Raw genomic sequence first — 14,308 nt, 5'->3', positions numbered from 1 at the left:
CATGAGCGATAAAGAGTCTTCATTACCTTTTTCAATTCTTGCTCAGTGTTGAAAACTGTATTGCCGACATATACCAAGTCATCATCAACGTAGTGAAATATGATCCCAGGTATCGAACTGGTGAAGTAATGTCGTTTATCGCTTGAAAGAGCCTCTAGAACAGGGGTTGTCCCCTCCTCACAATGGATATGTCTTTTGAGAAATTTGAGCGCCATCGATCACACCTTGTTTTTCTCATGCGAAAGTGAGGTGACTTCGCGAAGAGCCGCATCATTGCTCATGTGGTAGGTCACGTTGGCTCCACGCTGACCAGACCATGCTTCAAGCCAAACAGGGATCTCGACAACTTTGTCGATCATGCTGTTGGCCTGCAGCGGGATGCCTGCTTGGGCAAGGGCGTTGGGAACACGGATCACTATTTGTTCTTCCTGGAAGCCGCCAAAGCCATTCGAACGGCTCACCGCAATGCCGATTTCATGGCGAGTGATAGGGCCGTTCCGCCCCTGTGTGTTTTGCTGACGAGAGCCGAGCATACGGCCACGGATGAGAACACCTTGATGCATAAATGACACTCCTTAACTGACGGCCCTGAGGCGGTGCCCAGGTGATGATGGATAAGAACGAGGCGGCATTGCCCCTGGTATGGGTTCGACAAGAGTTCGGGTGACCATAGGAACACCGGACGGGTCACGTTCGATGGTGACGACTTCTGTTGGTTGTGCTGCTGTGGCCATGCGGTCTAGTGTGCTGACTGGTTCGACATACCAGTCGGGGTGCTGCCGACCAAAATCGATATTGATCACCTGGATCAGCGGTACCACGTTGGAGGCTTCGCCAGAGAGATTTTGCAACTGTGCCTTGGTCAGGCCCACTGCCATCAAGTCAGTGAGGTGACGGCGGAAAGTCTCTCGGCTCATGCTGCGATAAACCGTTTCATACCCTTCATTGAGTAGCCGGCGATAAAAGCCATGAACCCTTTGGGCCTTGGCATAGCTGGTGTTCCCCTTCGGGGTGATGCGCTGATAACTGGTGTAGAGCGCGTTACGGATCTCGTCGTCGGTGTAGACCTTCATGGGCTGTTCCCCCAGGGCATCAAACAGTTCTTTAAATGCGGCTTTCCATAGATCGGCAATCAAACAGCGGCCGTCTTGCTCGTAGTCTTTTTGGTACTGGATGGCGTCAAACAATCTGAACGGGACGCCATGCTTGGTCAGCGCCCGTTGCTTCAATCGGGCTTCAAAGCGAACACAGAGGCTCGCATAGAGCTGCAATGCTGGGTTTTTCATGACCTCAACACAGCGGCGCAGTGATTCATTTTTCGGCTGTTTTTGAAGGCGTTTCATGTATTCAGCCAGCTGACGCTGGAACTCTGGGCCCTTCAAATAGGCTTTCAGGGAGCGATGACGGCTGCCGGTGTTCCACTCGGCAGTGGTTTCATGATCACGGTTCATCCGGCTCTGCTTGGTCTGTCCGGAACGGATGTTCTTGAGTGCAGAAATGACCTGTTTCCCCTGCTCTTCTGTATTCACCCGGGCGGAGAACGTTACATCGATCCATTCAAGGGTGGTGTTTGGAATGTCCAGCATTTCAAACAGTTCAGGGCAGGCGCATGCCAGTGTTGCCAGCAGTTCGGTCGAGCAGAGCTCGATGCTCGTTGGGCCGAACACATTGTGACCTTGCAACAGTTTTGCTGGAGAGGCTTTGAGTTCGACACCTGGAAGGCGGTTGCTACCCCCTTGATGGATCTTCATTGCAAGGCTGCCGAAGTGACTTGGCAGTGACTCGAAGGGATGGGACAGGCCGGAAACGGTCAAATCCCCATCAGTCTCATACTCAACGGCCATTGCGGAGAGTTTTAGCCTCCCCTGCTTCGCGACCTGCTCCAGATCGATGTAGACCCCCGAGCGATGATCGGCCGTTGGAGATACCAACTGCCATTCGCTTTTGAAGGGTAAATCGAGCTTGAGGAGGTCTATCACGAGAAACCTTGGCAATACCAATATAGACACTAAAGGGTGTCACATATGTTACGTGAGAGCCTGTGCTAGAATCAAGGTAAATGACACTGGAAAGTGTCAAATAAGATCCTTTGGCGAGAATGGAAAAAACAGGAGGGTAGAATGACTGGTGTACCCAACCAGCAACATGATGAAGAGACTATGACCGACCTACAAAGGGCTGAGCGCATCAAAACGGCCATAACAACCCACTCTACATATGAACGCATTGAGGAGATGACTGGGGTCAACATAACGACACTCAAGCGTATCGCATCTGGCAAAAGGGACGTTTACGCGAGCGAGCTGGAGAAGATCGCGGAAGCAACCCAAGAATCACCCGTCTATCTCATGTTTGGCGAAGACAAGGACATGGTGAAAAAAGGGAAGCTCATGTTCGATGGCCGAAGGAACAAAGTTGCAGAAGCGGCCATGTTTAGCCTCTACAACATCAGAACGCTGAAGGATGACGAGATTATCGTCATTGCGAAACTGATTGCCGGTCTCCAAGCTATGAGGGTAAGTGAGCGGTTTTTCCTGAAAGACTTAGAGAAGCTCAGGGAGCTAAAAGATAGTGAAGGCGACGAGTAGTCATCACCACCAGGGGGGCTTTTATAGCCCCCTTTTCTTTTTTAAAAGGCGGGAAATTTATTATTAATTGGCTGCCGATTTTTTAATAAAAAATCTAATTAAAACAAATAGTTCGAGTGTTTACATCGTGTCAACTCTGTGTATTATGAGACCTGCGGGGAACCTGTATGAATGTACAGCTCGCTTGTTTTAACTACCAAGAGGAAATGAGTTATGAGTTCAAAATCAGATGACACGAGTAGTATTGCTCTTATTGCACTTGTGGTGTTCGGCGGGCTGGTGTTCTTGGCATTGCGCTGGGTAATGTCCGCGTTTGAAGTACCGTTGCCGGTAGCTGTAGAAGCCCTGTATCGAATGGGCATATGGGCAGTGTTGGTGAGCATTGCGTTCTTCTACCTTCAAGCAAATGATCTCCCGGGGAGGATACAAGACAGCTGGCCCATATTCATGGGTACCTCTGTGATCGTCTTCTCCCCGATCTTAAAACACTGGGCAGGTGGCCGATTTGGCGACCCGCTGTTTATTGAACCAGCTTGGTACGGAAAGGATGGCTGGCAAACGCTGATGACCGTGGGGGTAATTGCTCTTGGGTATGTGTTGAAATGGTGGTGGGACAATAAGTGATGGCAAGAACCACTACATGTGGGATGAAAATCAACTGTCTGCCAAATGCCGCCAATAAAGGCGGCATTTGGCCCTTTGGGGAAGCAAAGTATCATCTTTGAATCGGAGTGAGCGCATCTATCGACTTCTCAGATGAAAATAGAGTTTCATCCTACTATAGACCTCACAAACTCAGTCATAGCTAGCACAGCCAAAGCAAAACATAGATTTGCAATAGGCGGGTTCGTAGCAAGGGTGTTCATCAATACAAAAACCATGAGCTTCTCCTGGAGGATAAGTAGAAGCTGCATCTTGAAGCAACTGACCACATGTTGCGACTAGCAAAAGGGGGGTAAAACTGTTCAAAAAAGCATCGCTAGTTTTTGGGCTTAGTTAGCTTCTTGTTAGACTCATCCCAAACCCAACCTTGCTTCATCAGTTCCTCATAAAAAACAAAATGTGGCTCTGAGATCGAATCGAACCTGATTAGATCGGGGGTAGTAGGCTCAGCATCCCCACCTATAATCCTGTACCCGTAGGGAGCCTGCGTGGTTCTGCTTTCCAGCCACAAGGAACGCCGCTCAGTATTAAAAAGACCCTCTTTGATTTTCTTTCTCAAGGTCTTCACTGGCTCTTTAAGGTCAGCCACGTGAAAACCGGCACGCCAAACAATCTCCTTCTGCAACTCACTACCATCAGCGGCTCTCAACGCCTCCAATAAATCAAGTTCACGCTTACGAATTGTTTTAGGTCTAGCCATGTATAGCATCCTCTCCCATCATTCAGCTCGGTGCCATATCAACAGGTACTGAGGGGGCACGGTAAGTCAGGATGGAACTTTATAGTCTCATCCCACACTATGTTCATTTTGCTATCTGTTTTATGGTCACTGCGCATAAATGCGGATTATGTTACGGGCGCTCCGGCGTTGGGACGATGCCAGCAAGCTGTCCCACGTCCCTGCCTAGTCGCGTCCCCCTGCCCCTTCGGGATTATCGCAGGGGGAAAACCCTCAACATAATACCGCGGCCACATTATGCGCAATGACGGTTGCAGGAGGACGGAATGAAGAGAACTGAACAATGGAGCCGTTTTGATGCGGTTGACTGCTTGGCCACTGAGGCCGACATGGTTGCGTATCTGCAGGCTGCTCTTGAAGATGGCGATCCGGCGCTGCTGACTGCGGCGTTTGATGATGTGGAGCGTGCTCGCGCCAAACTGCGTGGCCAGCCGCGCTACACGCTGGAAGAACTGTTGGCTCAGTGTGATCCCAATGCTGGTACATTTGATGAGCTTGATAGGATGTTGAATTCAGGGTCAGAGATTTGATCTTTTATTCTCGTATGCCGTTCAACTTGTCCATGGGAATGTATTGTGCGATAAAAATGAGGCCTCTCATGAGGCTGCGCTAATCAACTATAGAGGATCCTTGAATGGCAAAGAAGCCTGCACCTAAGTACCGTGACGCAGAAACAGGACAGTATGTTCCAAAGAAATATGCAGATAAGCACCCCAGTACAACGGTGAAAGAAACTGATAAACCGAAGAAAAAGTAAATGAGAGCTACTTGTAATTAATGCCGATAATCCCATTTATCGGCATCATCGTGAGAGATAACAAGTCTTTATTCAGCCGGTTCTGCGGCACAACTCATTCATCAGTCCAGCACATGACGATGAGCCTTCACGAATGCCGGTCTCGGCCAGCTTAAGAAGATCTTCACCCAAGTCAGCAAGACCGGCCATCCGGTTCCCCTGTTGTTTGGCAATGTAGAGGTCGGCCAACTTGGCCAACTGATCCGCCAAAGCCCCCTCGCCCACAACATCTACTCGCTCAACCAGAAAGCCAGGCGGTGCCTTTTCCTGGCCGAAGTAGTCATCCCAATGATCAGACATTCCCCCTCCCCTTAGTCGATATTATGAAACCACAAATGTCCCATTTTGAGACAAGAGTCCACTATTAAAGACAGTGGACTCTGGGGCCACGGATGCCCCCTCCCCCCAGGGTCAGCGCGGGGTATCTAGCGCGCGCAAGAGCCGATGTGGTTCACAAAAGCAGCGTGCGCGCTTGCTGGATACGTCTCATCAGAGCAACAAGTTGCTCAGCCGAGCCGCATCGCCGATGAACACCAAGAGGGATGACCTACGCATAATCACCCCCCCTAGCCGAAAAGGACAGCCAGGCCGCGAATGGATGGGGCTAACGAGAAATTGCGCATGCGCAAAAGTTTCTCATGCGAAACTCGGGGCCCATGACCAACCTTGAGACACTACCCCGCAAGCGGGGGCCCCTTCTCAAGGTTGTTCCTGGAATACGTGGTGGCGCTAGTTCAGGGGAAGCGCAGCGAGTGCCATCGTTGCCGAACTTTCTTGCAGGGGCTTGTTGCCCTGACAGTACAGAAAATGCTCCCGTTCATCATATACCAAGCGCAGCAGACAAGGCCCAAGGGAATAGACCTGATAACCGGCCATCATTAAGTCGCTCAGTTTCATTGAGAAGGAATAGGCATTGTTGCCCTTGGCCTCCAGGTAGTACTCGAACTGGGCATGAAACTTACCGGTATTGTCCTTATAGGATGTATCTGCCCAGCCGGTGATGGTGATATCAAACTTGGAGAATGGGGCTTCCTGAACGCTTTTAGCGGGGGTGGTCGGCATGACTGGTGCCGCCGCCTTCACTTCTGTGTCAGAAGGCGCTGGTGATGCTGCTGCCTGCTCTACCGGCACAGATACCGGCGCTGGGTCATCACTGCCCAGCATATTGAACAGGGACTTTACGCTCATTGGGACACCGATGAAGATGAGGATCACCGCCAACCACAACCACCATCTTTTCCACAGCGGCACAATATCGGAGGCTTTGGCCTCCTGAACACTGCCTTCTGTTTGGGTATGGGACTTGTAGAACGGGAAGAACGTCTTGTCGTACCGACGAACAGATTCAGAGAGGCAGGTTGCGCGAGCCCCAGCCCCATCGAGCACTTTGCGGGTGTAGGTTTTATCAGAGCCCGCAGCGGCGTGTTTGCTGACCAAGAACTGGATCTCGATCATGTCACGCAGATCCTTGTGCACCTTCCCCAGGGACTGGGTCATGAACAGAATGTCGTGGCCGTAATGACGGTGCATGGAGAAGTATTCCAGGCAGTTGATGAGGTCATCGCTCGCCTTCTTGTTACGCCCAGCTCGGGGGTATTGGAAGTGACATTCATCAATGACAAACAGCGGGCCTTGCCCCTGCTCGTTGCGCCACTCCTCTTGGGTGAAGTGCTCGGGGTCAGAGAAGGCCTTGATAGCGCCGTGCTCCCGACTAAAGCCATCCTGACGAACCTCAACGAGATCCCTCACCTCCTCGCCAAACACGGCGATCAGATGATCCATCATCAACGGCAGGTTGGTGACCACACGACGGCCTTCCTTGATGGCTGGGATCACGTGAAATGCGACTGCTTCATACGATTTGCCAGAGCCGGGACGGCCAACAATGATGTTTAGTGCCATGTTGCCTCCTTATGAACCGAGTCTGGTGAAGGGGATCAACTGGAGGATCAGGCGAACGCCAATCGCCGTCACAATGATGGCTGAGGCATCATTCACCCCCGCGATGGCCATGATGTTTTGCACATCAGCGGGGAGCATGGAGAAGTATTGAATGATGTTCATGGCCCCGAGCATGGATCCAAGGCCGGAGATAGCCAGGTGAACAATCGACAAGATCGCTTCAAAGAGGAAGCAGGCCAAATCCTTGAGCATGTCAAAGAGCGAGAGCAGCAGTGAATAGAGCAGGTTCAGGAAGTCATTCCAGCGGTGAGCAAACCAATCAAGCATGAGAGCACCTCATTTTTCGCATGAGAAAATCAAGCAGCGCGGACTTAGCCGCCGAACACTAAACGCCTGGCCAGCAAGCCGGCGCAGAAGATGACGAAAGCACGAATGGCTATCCAGACATTCGGCGGCACGGTCAGTTGATGGCAGCCGAAGTCAGCGAACCCCATGTCAAAACAGATTGTCCAGGTAGGGTATTCCCCTCCCCCTGACAGCTGTAGGCGGAAGCCATTAAGCCAGTCAAAAAGCGCGGTGTGTTGCAGCTCTTGCGTGAATCCGCTCCATACGCCTGCCATCCCAGCGGGATAACGAGACTTCCACCAAGAGGTTCCCTGCGCGGTATCGGGCAGGGTTTGTGCGGGGACGCTGGTTGTGAAGGTGTCGGAAAGCAGCCGGTTAGTTTCATCAATCCGCGTTTCTACGCCATGAAGGTCAACGGCGTTGGTCGTAGCCAATAGCTCATTGGTGCGGTCGAGACGAGATTCCAGGCCGCCAAGGTTGGAGACGGTAACAGAGCTGGGTATGCTGCCAGTGCCAGTGCCAGTGCCAGTGCCAGTGCCAGTGCCAGTGCCAGTGCCAGTGCCAGTGCCAGAACCGGAGCCTGTGCCGGTTCCCGAGCCAGTCCCAGAACCAGTTCCTGACCCCGTACCCGTCCCAGAGCCTGATCCAGTATTGCCACCTTCACCTGGAACGGTTGGTTTCGGGCCGGTGATAACAGGGCGAACTACACCGCCTGCAATTGCGCCAGTATCTGGGTCTGTAGTTGGTTTGCCGGTGATAACGGAATTAATGGCATCACCATATATTGGGTCAGTGACGGGAGGCAGTGGCTTACCCGATGGTAATACAACGGGAGGTGTCCCAATAATATCGAAGTCTGGGCGGTTATCAGGCTTAACCGGAATGACAACTGAGTTATCTACCAGATGAGGCTTGGGAAGGCGGGTGCCTGGATTTTTCATGTCCTGCAAATAGTGATCAGGGATAGTACCATCAACGCTGACACCATCGAGAACACTCGCTACAGACTCTTCCAAAACCTCTTCCTTATTAGTTGACTCAACTTTAAGCAAAGCAGTTTGGTAATCATATGAAACGGCAGAAGTTACAACGGATGATTTAACCATTGTGTCATTTCTGTATTCATTAACGACAATGTCAACATCATAGGCATAGCGGTAGTTCGTACCTGAAACACCAAAGAAAACCTTAGATAAGGGATTGGCCTCACAGCGGTTAAAAAAGCGAACAATAGTGTTGTTCGGCGGGATCACATCCTCACGGTAGAACTTACATGTCGGATTGGTATCCAAATACTGTGAAGTACGGATTGAAAGGACGCTGTTGGCTTCCTCAGTGATATAAGAAACACAGGTGGCCATATCTAAGGCTTTGTCACCTTGCTTGTAATAAGGGTCATCACTTTTGTTTCTGGAGGGATCAGGAAGGCCTGTAAATCTGTCAGGGGGCATACAGCTAGAAACTGGGGTTGAATCGGCGTAGGGGGAGTAACTGAACTCCTTCATAAGGTCACAATCAATAAATCCTGAAGAAGAAAAGTCACAACGTTTGACGTTATCAAGGCTATCACCATTGAGCGTTATTCCGTAACGCTTGAGCTGGAAAGAAAGCATACCGTAGGGGTCGATCTTCAAATCCTCCTTTGCGAAGTTCTTAAGCAACGGCGGAGTTGATATTGCAACAGCAGTAACAGCAGCAGCGCCCGCGGCGTACTGGACGGCCAGACGAGTAGCTAGGGTTCTGCCCGTCCAGATTGCGGCTTGTTCGGCCATAGCCATCACCACGGGGGCAAATGCCGGTAAGAACGCGCGTGCTTGGTTGACAGGCAGGCAGGCGGTGAGAAAGCACAATGAGTAAACAAGGAGTCTGCGCCACATATGGTGCTCCAAGAAATTTAGCGGCTAAATTTTTCGCATGAGAAAATGGCGCTGTAATATGTTGTAAAACGCTACAACATATTACAGTTGGCTTGCGTGGCTAAAAGTTTCGCATGAGAAACTTTCCGTTAGAAAAGGGGGCTTATGCCCCCTTCATTCCCATAACAAACGCCATTCCTGATAGTCCCCCTATCGTAATAATTGACGACATGAAGACGATATAGGCAAAGGAAGCGGTCATTAGGCTTTGCTGACCAAGCGTTTGGCCAAAGAGATCCCCTTGGTTGCCAGCGCGATGCCAACAATAGTGACACCGGCACTTGCAACGAAGGTTACAACCGTTCCCAAATTGACAGCAGCAAACATCTGGTCAAGAGCCGATGTTTCTCCGGCAGCAAAAGCCGGTGCAGAAGCTGCAACGATGATTACAGGAATAGCTTTTTTGATAATAGACATAAGTACCTCACAAGAGATTAATTACTTTTTTCGCTACACCGATAGCGAAGCCAGGAAACCAACCGAGAACAACAACTGCGCCAAACGCCCATGAAAACATAATGGCGATATCTGACGGTGCTATATCAACGGTGGATTGTTTATATTCCTCTACGGTTTGGATAATCATAGAGGAACATTCTTTTACAGGGATATCTGTCTGATACAGAAACCCCTGTTCATTAACAGCGATGCAATAAGCCATTTTTGCCTATGGTGTTATTCCCATGAGCGATAAAGAGTCTTCATTACCTTTTTCAATTCTTGCTCAGTGTTGAAAACTGTATTGCCGACATATACCAAGTCATCATCAACGTAGTGAAATATGATCCCAGGTATCGAACTGGTGAAGTAATGTCGTTTATCGCTTGAAAGAGCCTCTAGAACAGGGGTTGTCCCCTCCTCACAATGGATATGTCTTTTGAGAAATTTGAGCGCCATCGATCACACCTTGTTTTTCTCATGCGAAAGTGAGGTGACTTCGCGAAGAGCCGCATCATTGCTCATGTGGTAGGTCACGTTGGCTCCACGCTGACCAGACCATGCTTCAAGCCAAACAGGGATCTCGACAACTTTGTCGATCATGCTGTTGGCCTGCAGCGGGATGCCTGCTTGGGCAAGGGCGTTGGGAACACGGATCACTATTTGTTCTTCCTGGAAGCCGCCAAAGCCATTCGAACGGCTCACCGCAATGCCGATTTCATGGCGAGTGATAGGGCCGTTCCGCCCCTGTGTGTTTTGCTGACGAGAGCCGAGCATACGGCCACGGATGAGAACACCTTGATGCATAAATGACACTCCTTAACTGACGGCCCTGAGGCGGTGCCCAGGTGATGATGGATAAGAACGAGGCGGCATTGCCCCTGGTATGGGTTCGACAAGAGTTCGGGTGACCATAGGAACACCGGACGGGTCACGTTCGATGGTGACGACTTCTGTTGGTTGTGCTGCTGTGGCCATGCGGTCTAGTGTGCTGACTGGTTCGACATACCAGTCGGGGTGCTGCCGACCAAAATCGATATTGATCACCTGGATCAGCGGTACCACGTTGGAGGCTTCGCCAGAGAGATTTTGCAACTGTGCCTTGGTCAGGCCCACTGCCATCAAGTCAGTGAGGTGACGGCGGAAAGTCTCTCGGCTCATGCTGCGATAAACCGTTTCATACCCTTCATTGAGTAGCCGGCGATAAAAGCCATGAACCCTTTGGGCCTTGGCATAGCTGGTGTTCCCCTTCGGGGTGATGCGCTGATAACTGGTGTAGAGCGCGTTACGGATCTCGTCGTCGGTGTAGACCTTCATGGGCTGTTCCCCCAGGGCATCAAACAGTTCTTTAAATGCGGCTTTCCATAGATCGGCAATCAAACAGCGGCCGTCTTGCTCGTAGTCTTTTTGGTACTGGATGGCGTCAAACAATCTGAACGGGACGCCATGCTTGGTCAGCGCCCGTTGCTTCAATCGGGCTTCAAAGCGAACACAGAGGCTCGCATAGAGCTGCAATGCTGGGTTTTTCATGACCTCAACACAGCGGCGCAGTGATTCATTTTTCGGCTGTTTTTGAAGGCGTTTCATGTATTCAGCCAGCTGACGCTGGAACTCTGGGCCCTTCAAATAGGCTTTCAGGGAGCGATGACGGCTGCCGGTGTTCCACTCGGCAGTGGTTTCATGATCACGGTTCATCCGGCTCTGCTTGGTCTGTCCGGAACGGATGTTCTTGAGTGCAGAAATGACCTGTTTCCCCTGCTCTTCTGTATTCACCCGGGCGGAGAACGTTACATCGATCCATTCAAGGGTGGTGTTTGGAATGTCCAGCATTTCAAACAGTTCAGGGCAGGCGCATGCCAGTGTTGCCAGCAGTTCGGTCGAGCAGAGCTCGATGCTCGTTGGGCCGAACACATTGTGACCTTGCAACAGTTTTGCTGGAGAGGCTTTGAGTTCGACACCTGGAAGGCGGTTGCTACCCCCTTGATGGATCTTCATTGCAAGGCTGCCGAAGTGACTTGGCAGTGACTCGAAGGGATGGGACAGGCCGGAAACGGTCAAATCCCCATCAGTCTCATACTCAACGGCCATTGCGGAGAGTTTTAGCCTCCCCTGCTTCGCGACCTGCTCCAGATCGATGTAGACCCCCGAGCGATGATCGGCCGTTGGAGATACCAACTGCCATTCGCTTTTGAAGGGTAAATCGAGCTTGAGGAGGTCTATCACGAGAAACCTTGGCAATACCAATATAGACACTAAAGGGTGTCACATATGTTACGTGAGAGCCTGTGCTAGAATCAAGGTAAATGACACTGGAAAGTGTCAAATAAGATCCTTTGGCGAGAATGGAAAAAACAGGAGGGTAGAATGACTGGTGTACCCAACCAGCAACATGATGAAGAGACTATGACCGACCTACAAAGGGCTGAGCGCATCAAAACGGCCATAACAACCCACTCTACATATGAACGCATTGAGGAGATGACTGGGGTCAACATAACGACACTCAAGCGTATCGCATCTGGCAAAAGGGACGTTTACGCGAGCGAGCTGGAGAAGATCGCGGAAGCAACCCAAGAATCACCCGTCTATCTCATGTTTGGCGAAGACAAGGACATGGTGAAAAAAGGGAAGCTCATGTTCGATGGCCGAAGGAACAAAGTTGCAGAAGCGGCCATGTTTAGCCTCTACAACATCAGAACGCTGAAGGATGACGAGATTATCGTCATTGCGAAACTGATTGCCGGTCTCCAAGCTATGAGGGTAAGTGAGCGGTTTTTCCTGAAAGACTTAGAGAAGCTCAGGGAGCTAAAAGATAGTGAAGGCGACGAGTAGTCATCACCACCAGGGGGGCTTTTATAGCCCCCTTTTCTTTTTTAAAAGGCGGGAAATTTATTATTAATTGGCTGCCGATTTTTTAATAAAAAATCTAATTAAAACAAATAGTTCGAGTGTTTACATCGTGTCAACTCTGTGTATTATGAGACCTGCGGGGAACCTGTATGAATGTACAGCTCGCTTGTTTTAACTACCAAGAGGAAATGAGTTATGAGTTCAAAATCAGATGACACGAGTAGTATTGCTCTTATTGCACTTGTGGTGTTCGGCGGGCTGGTGTTCTTGGCATTGCGCTGGGTAATGTCCGCGTTTGAAGTACCGTTGCCGGTAGCTGTAGAAGCCCTGTATCGAATGGGCATATGGGCAGTGTTGGTGAGCATTGCGTTCTTCTACCTTCAAGCAAATGATCTCCCGGGGAGGATACAAGACAGCTGGCCCATATTCATGGGTACCTCTGTGATCGTCTTCTCCCCGATCTTAAAACACTGGGCAGGTGGCCGATTTGGCGACCCGCTGTTTATTGAACCAGCTTGGTACGGAAAGGATGGCTGGCAAACGCTGATGACCGTGGGGGTAATTGCTCTTGGGTATGTGTTGAAATGGTGGTGGGACAATAAGTGATGGCAAGAACCACTACATGTGGGATGAAAATCAACTGTCTGCCAAATGCCGCCAATAAAGGCGGCATTTGGCCCTTTGGGGAAGCAAAGTATCATCTTTGAATCGGAGTGAGCGCATCTATCGACTTCTCAGATGAAAATAGAGTTTCATCCTACTATAGACCTCACAAACTCAGTCATAGCTAGCACAGCCAAAGCAAAACATAGATTTGCAATAGGCGGGTTCGTAGCAAGGGTGTTCATCAATACAAAAACCATGAGCTTCTCCTGGAGGATAAGTAGAAGCTGCATCTTGAAGCAACTGACCACATGTTGCGACTAGCAAAAGGGGGGTAAAACTGTTCAAAAAAGCATCGCTAGTTTTTGGGCTTAGTTAGCTTCTTGTTAGACTCATCCCAAACCCAACCTTGCTTCATCAGTTCCTCATAAAAAACAAAATGTGGCTCTGAGATCGAATCGAACCTGATTAGATCGGGGGTAGTAGGCTCAGCATCCCCACCTATAATCCTGTACCCGTAGGGAGCCTGCGTGGTTCTGCTTTCCAGCCACAAGGAACGCCGCTCAGTATTAAAAAGACCCTCTTTGATTTTCTTTCTCAAGGTCTTCACTGGCTCTTTAAGGTCAGCCACGTGAAAACCGGCACGCCAAACAATCTCCTTCTGCAACTCACTACCATCAGCGGCTCTCAACGCCTCCAATAAATCAAGTTCACGCTTACGAATTGTTTTAGGTCTAGCCATGTATAGCATCCTCTCCCATCATTCAGCTCGGTGCCATATCAACAGGTACTGAGGGGGCACGGTAAGTCAGGATGGAACTTTATAGTCTCATCCCACACTATGTTCATTTTGCTATCTGTTTTATGGTCACTGCGCATAAATGCGGATTATGTTACGGGCGCTCCGGCGTTGGGACGATGCCAGCAAGCTGTCCCACGTCCCTGCCTAGTCGCGTCCCCCTGCCCCTTCGGGATTATCGCAGGGGGAAAACCCTCAACATAATACCGCGGCCACATTATGCGCAGTGTTGTCTGGCCCGTGGCTAGGACTCAGGAACATAGCAACCGCAAGGGCTACAGCCGTGCCTGTACCTTTTGTGTACTTCGCTAAAATGTCATACCAAGCGCGTTTTAGCTCGGGATTGGTTTCCCTGACTGCGGCCAGATTTAGCAGTACTTCTTGCACGTCCAGGCCGATCTCTTCGGCAATCTTTTTTGCAGTCGCATCAGTGAGTTGCGACTTTCCTTTGTTCACCGCAGAGATATAGGAAGTGGTAAATCCCAAGTCTGCGGCGACTTCCTGCAACTGGCTGTACTTTTTGGCCCTCATGTAGGCTTGAATCAGCGTATTCGAGTCCATCTTTTTGTCTCCTGAGTGGTTAGACAATCGGCCCATCATACCGATTTTGGCAAAAAACGGCTTGTTCCCATTCAACAATTCGTATGATTGAATCCATTCAACAAATCA

19 protein-coding genes are annotated in these 14,308 nt (G+C 50.3%); 6 read left to right on the top strand and 13 right to left on the bottom strand.

Features of this window, described 5'->3' with window-relative positions; translation table 11 throughout:
- Nucleotides 1-218: 218 nt before the first annotated feature.
- Both I6L41_RS06130 and I6L41_RS06125 read right to left on the bottom strand, forming a co-directional pair.
- Nucleotides 219-563, bottom strand: a complete 345-nt coding sequence (locus tag I6L41_RS06130; protein ID WP_042023432.1) for a DNA-binding protein — start codon at nt 561-563, stop codon at nt 219-221.
- Between the two features lie 12 nt (nt 564-575).
- Nucleotides 576-1,979 (bottom strand): phage/plasmid replication protein, II/X family, encoded by a 1,404-nt coding sequence (locus tag I6L41_RS06125; protein WP_216962737.1) that lies wholly within the window; start codon nt 1,977-1,979, stop codon nt 576-578.
- A 141-nt stretch (nt 1,980-2,120) separates the two neighbouring features.
- Here I6L41_RS06125 and I6L41_RS06120 point away from each other — a divergent pair, with 141 nt between their 5' ends.
- Nucleotides 2,121-2,588 carry a helix-turn-helix transcriptional regulator gene (locus I6L41_RS06120; protein WP_201889999.1) on the top strand — a complete coding sequence of 156 codons (468 nt, stop codon included), beginning with the start codon at nt 2,121-2,123 and terminating at the stop codon, nt 2,586-2,588.
- Nucleotides 2,589-2,801: 213 nt separating this feature from the next.
- Nucleotides 2,802-3,212 (top strand): hypothetical protein, encoded by a 411-nt coding sequence (locus I6L41_RS06115; protein WP_216962734.1) that lies wholly within the window; start codon nt 2,802-2,804, stop codon nt 3,210-3,212.
- Nucleotides 3,213-3,567: 355 nt separating this feature from the next.
- On the opposite strand, the gene I6L41_RS06110 is transcribed toward I6L41_RS06115, so the two are convergent.
- Entirely contained in the window at nt 3,568-3,951 is a 384-nt protein-coding gene (locus I6L41_RS06110; RefSeq protein WP_216962731.1) for a hypothetical protein, read from the bottom strand.
- A 305-nt stretch (nt 3,952-4,256) separates the two neighbouring features.
- Between I6L41_RS06110 and I6L41_RS06105 the strand changes: the two genes are divergently transcribed.
- Nucleotides 4,257-4,520 carry a hypothetical protein gene (locus I6L41_RS06105; protein WP_201890005.1) on the top strand — a complete coding sequence of 88 codons (264 nt, stop codon included), beginning with the start codon at nt 4,257-4,259 and terminating at the stop codon, nt 4,518-4,520.
- A gap of 104 nt (nt 4,521-4,624) precedes the next feature.
- Nucleotides 4,625-4,747, top strand: coding sequence for a multidrug transporter (locus I6L41_RS20805; RefSeq protein ID WP_108540654.1), 123 nt, complete (start codon nt 4,625-4,627; stop codon nt 4,745-4,747).
- A 72-nt stretch (nt 4,748-4,819) separates the two neighbouring features.
- On the opposite strand, the gene I6L41_RS06100 is transcribed toward I6L41_RS20805, so the two are convergent.
- From I6L41_RS06100 to I6L41_RS06065, 8 genes are all read right to left on the bottom strand, one after another.
- Nucleotides 4,820-5,086: a hypothetical protein gene (locus I6L41_RS06100; RefSeq protein WP_216962746.1), complete on the bottom strand. Its 267-nt coding sequence runs from the start codon at nt 5,084-5,086 to the stop codon at nt 4,820-4,822.
- A 429-nt stretch (nt 5,087-5,515) separates the two neighbouring features.
- The gene (locus tag I6L41_RS06095) at nt 5,516-6,688 is read right to left on the bottom strand and encodes a zonular occludens toxin domain-containing protein (protein WP_216962743.1); all 1,173 of its coding nucleotides are present in this window, start codon (nt 6,686-6,688) and stop codon (nt 5,516-5,518) included.
- 9 nt (nt 6,689-6,697) lie between these two features.
- Entirely contained in the window at nt 6,698-7,015 is a 318-nt protein-coding gene (locus I6L41_RS06090) for a DUF2523 family protein (protein ID WP_047440322.1), read from the bottom strand.
- A gap of 44 nt (nt 7,016-7,059) precedes the next feature.
- Entirely contained in the window at nt 7,060-8,805 is a 1,746-nt protein-coding gene (locus I6L41_RS06085; protein ID WP_216962740.1) for a hypothetical protein, read from the bottom strand.
- A gap of 345 nt (nt 8,806-9,150) precedes the next feature.
- A complete protein-coding gene (locus tag I6L41_RS06080) occupies nt 9,151-9,366 on the bottom strand; it encodes a hypothetical protein (protein WP_052200095.1) in 216 nt (71 codons plus the stop codon).
- 7 nt (nt 9,367-9,373) lie between these two features.
- Nucleotides 9,374-9,535: a hypothetical protein gene (locus tag I6L41_RS06075; protein WP_154109889.1), complete on the bottom strand. Its 162-nt coding sequence runs from the start codon at nt 9,533-9,535 to the stop codon at nt 9,374-9,376.
- 314 nt (nt 9,536-9,849) lie between these two features.
- Nucleotides 9,850-10,194, bottom strand: coding sequence for a DNA-binding protein (locus I6L41_RS06070; RefSeq protein WP_042023432.1), 345 nt, complete (start codon nt 10,192-10,194; stop codon nt 9,850-9,852).
- 12 nt (nt 10,195-10,206) lie between these two features.
- Nucleotides 10,207-11,610 carry a phage/plasmid replication protein, II/X family gene (locus I6L41_RS06065; RefSeq protein WP_216962737.1) on the bottom strand — a complete coding sequence of 468 codons (1,404 nt, stop codon included), beginning with the start codon at nt 11,608-11,610 and terminating at the stop codon, nt 10,207-10,209.
- 141 nt (nt 11,611-11,751) lie between these two features.
- Between I6L41_RS06065 and I6L41_RS06060 the strand changes: the two genes are divergently transcribed.
- Nucleotides 11,752-12,219 carry a helix-turn-helix transcriptional regulator gene (locus tag I6L41_RS06060; RefSeq protein WP_201889999.1) on the top strand — a complete coding sequence of 156 codons (468 nt, stop codon included), beginning with the start codon at nt 11,752-11,754 and terminating at the stop codon, nt 12,217-12,219.
- Nucleotides 12,220-12,432: 213 nt separating this feature from the next.
- The gene (locus tag I6L41_RS06055) at nt 12,433-12,843 is read left to right on the top strand and encodes a hypothetical protein (protein ID WP_216962734.1); all 411 of its coding nucleotides are present in this window, start codon (nt 12,433-12,435) and stop codon (nt 12,841-12,843) included.
- 355 nt (nt 12,844-13,198) lie between these two features.
- On the opposite strand, the gene I6L41_RS06050 is transcribed toward I6L41_RS06055, so the two are convergent.
- Entirely contained in the window at nt 13,199-13,582 is a 384-nt protein-coding gene (locus I6L41_RS06050; protein ID WP_216962731.1) for a hypothetical protein, read from the bottom strand.
- A 252-nt stretch (nt 13,583-13,834) separates the two neighbouring features.
- The gene (locus tag I6L41_RS06045) at nt 13,835-14,200 is read right to left on the bottom strand and encodes a helix-turn-helix domain-containing protein (RefSeq protein WP_216962728.1); all 366 of its coding nucleotides are present in this window, start codon (nt 14,198-14,200) and stop codon (nt 13,835-13,837) included.
- Between the last annotated feature and the right edge of the window lie 108 nt (nt 14,201-14,308).

This window comes from Aeromonas sp. FDAARGOS 1411, assembly GCF_019047125.1.
GTDB lineage: Bacteria > Pseudomonadota > Gammaproteobacteria > Enterobacterales > Aeromonadaceae > Aeromonas > Aeromonas veronii.
The sequence above is the reverse complement of the archived record's forward strand: the minus strand, read 5'-3'. Positions and strand labels throughout refer to the sequence as shown.

Bases quoted from the DNA above. Each gene is read 5' to 3' on its own strand.
- I6L41_RS06060 (WP_201889999.1), top strand. From the start codon at position 11,752: ATGACTGGTGTACCCAACCAGCAACATGATGAAGAGACTATGACCGAC.
- I6L41_RS06105 (WP_201890005.1), top strand. From the start codon at position 4,257: ATGAAGAGAACTGAACAATGGAGCCGTTTTGATGCGGTTGACTGCTTG.
- I6L41_RS06080 (WP_052200095.1), bottom strand. From the start codon at position 9,366: ATGTCTATTATCAAAAAAGCTATTCCTGTAATCATCGTTGCAGCTTCT.
- I6L41_RS06050 (WP_216962731.1), bottom strand. From the start codon at position 13,582: ATGGCTAGACCTAAAACAATTCGTAAGCGTGAACTTGATTTATTGGAG.
- I6L41_RS06070 (WP_042023432.1), bottom strand. From the start codon at position 10,194: ATGCATCAAGGTGTTCTCATCCGTGGCCGTATGCTCGGCTCTCGTCAG.
- I6L41_RS06045 (WP_216962728.1), bottom strand. From the start codon at position 14,200: ATGGACTCGAATACGCTGATTCAAGCCTACATGAGGGCCAAAAAGTAC.
- I6L41_RS06055 (WP_216962734.1), top strand. From the start codon at position 12,433: ATGAGTTCAAAATCAGATGACACGAGTAGTATTGCTCTTATTGCACTT.
- I6L41_RS06085 (WP_216962740.1), bottom strand. From the start codon at position 8,805: ATGGCCGAACAAGCCGCAATCTGGACGGGCAGAACCCTAGCTACTCGT.
- I6L41_RS06130 (WP_042023432.1), bottom strand. From the start codon at position 563: ATGCATCAAGGTGTTCTCATCCGTGGCCGTATGCTCGGCTCTCGTCAG.
- I6L41_RS06075 (WP_154109889.1), bottom strand. From the start codon at position 9,535: ATGATTATCCAAACCGTAGAGGAATATAAACAATCCACCGTTGATATA.
- I6L41_RS06115 (WP_216962734.1), top strand. From the start codon at position 2,802: ATGAGTTCAAAATCAGATGACACGAGTAGTATTGCTCTTATTGCACTT.
- I6L41_RS20805 (WP_108540654.1), top strand. From the start codon at position 4,625: ATGGCAAAGAAGCCTGCACCTAAGTACCGTGACGCAGAAACAGGACAG.
- I6L41_RS06120 (WP_201889999.1), top strand. From the start codon at position 2,121: ATGACTGGTGTACCCAACCAGCAACATGATGAAGAGACTATGACCGAC.
- I6L41_RS06110 (WP_216962731.1), bottom strand. From the start codon at position 3,951: ATGGCTAGACCTAAAACAATTCGTAAGCGTGAACTTGATTTATTGGAG.
- I6L41_RS06095 (WP_216962743.1), bottom strand. From the start codon at position 6,688: ATGGCACTAAACATCATTGTTGGCCGTCCCGGCTCTGGCAAATCGTAT.
- I6L41_RS06090 (WP_047440322.1), bottom strand. From the start codon at position 7,015: ATGCTTGATTGGTTTGCTCACCGCTGGAATGACTTCCTGAACCTGCTC.
- I6L41_RS06100 (WP_216962746.1), bottom strand. From the start codon at position 5,086: ATGTCTGATCATTGGGATGACTACTTCGGCCAGGAAAAGGCACCGCCT.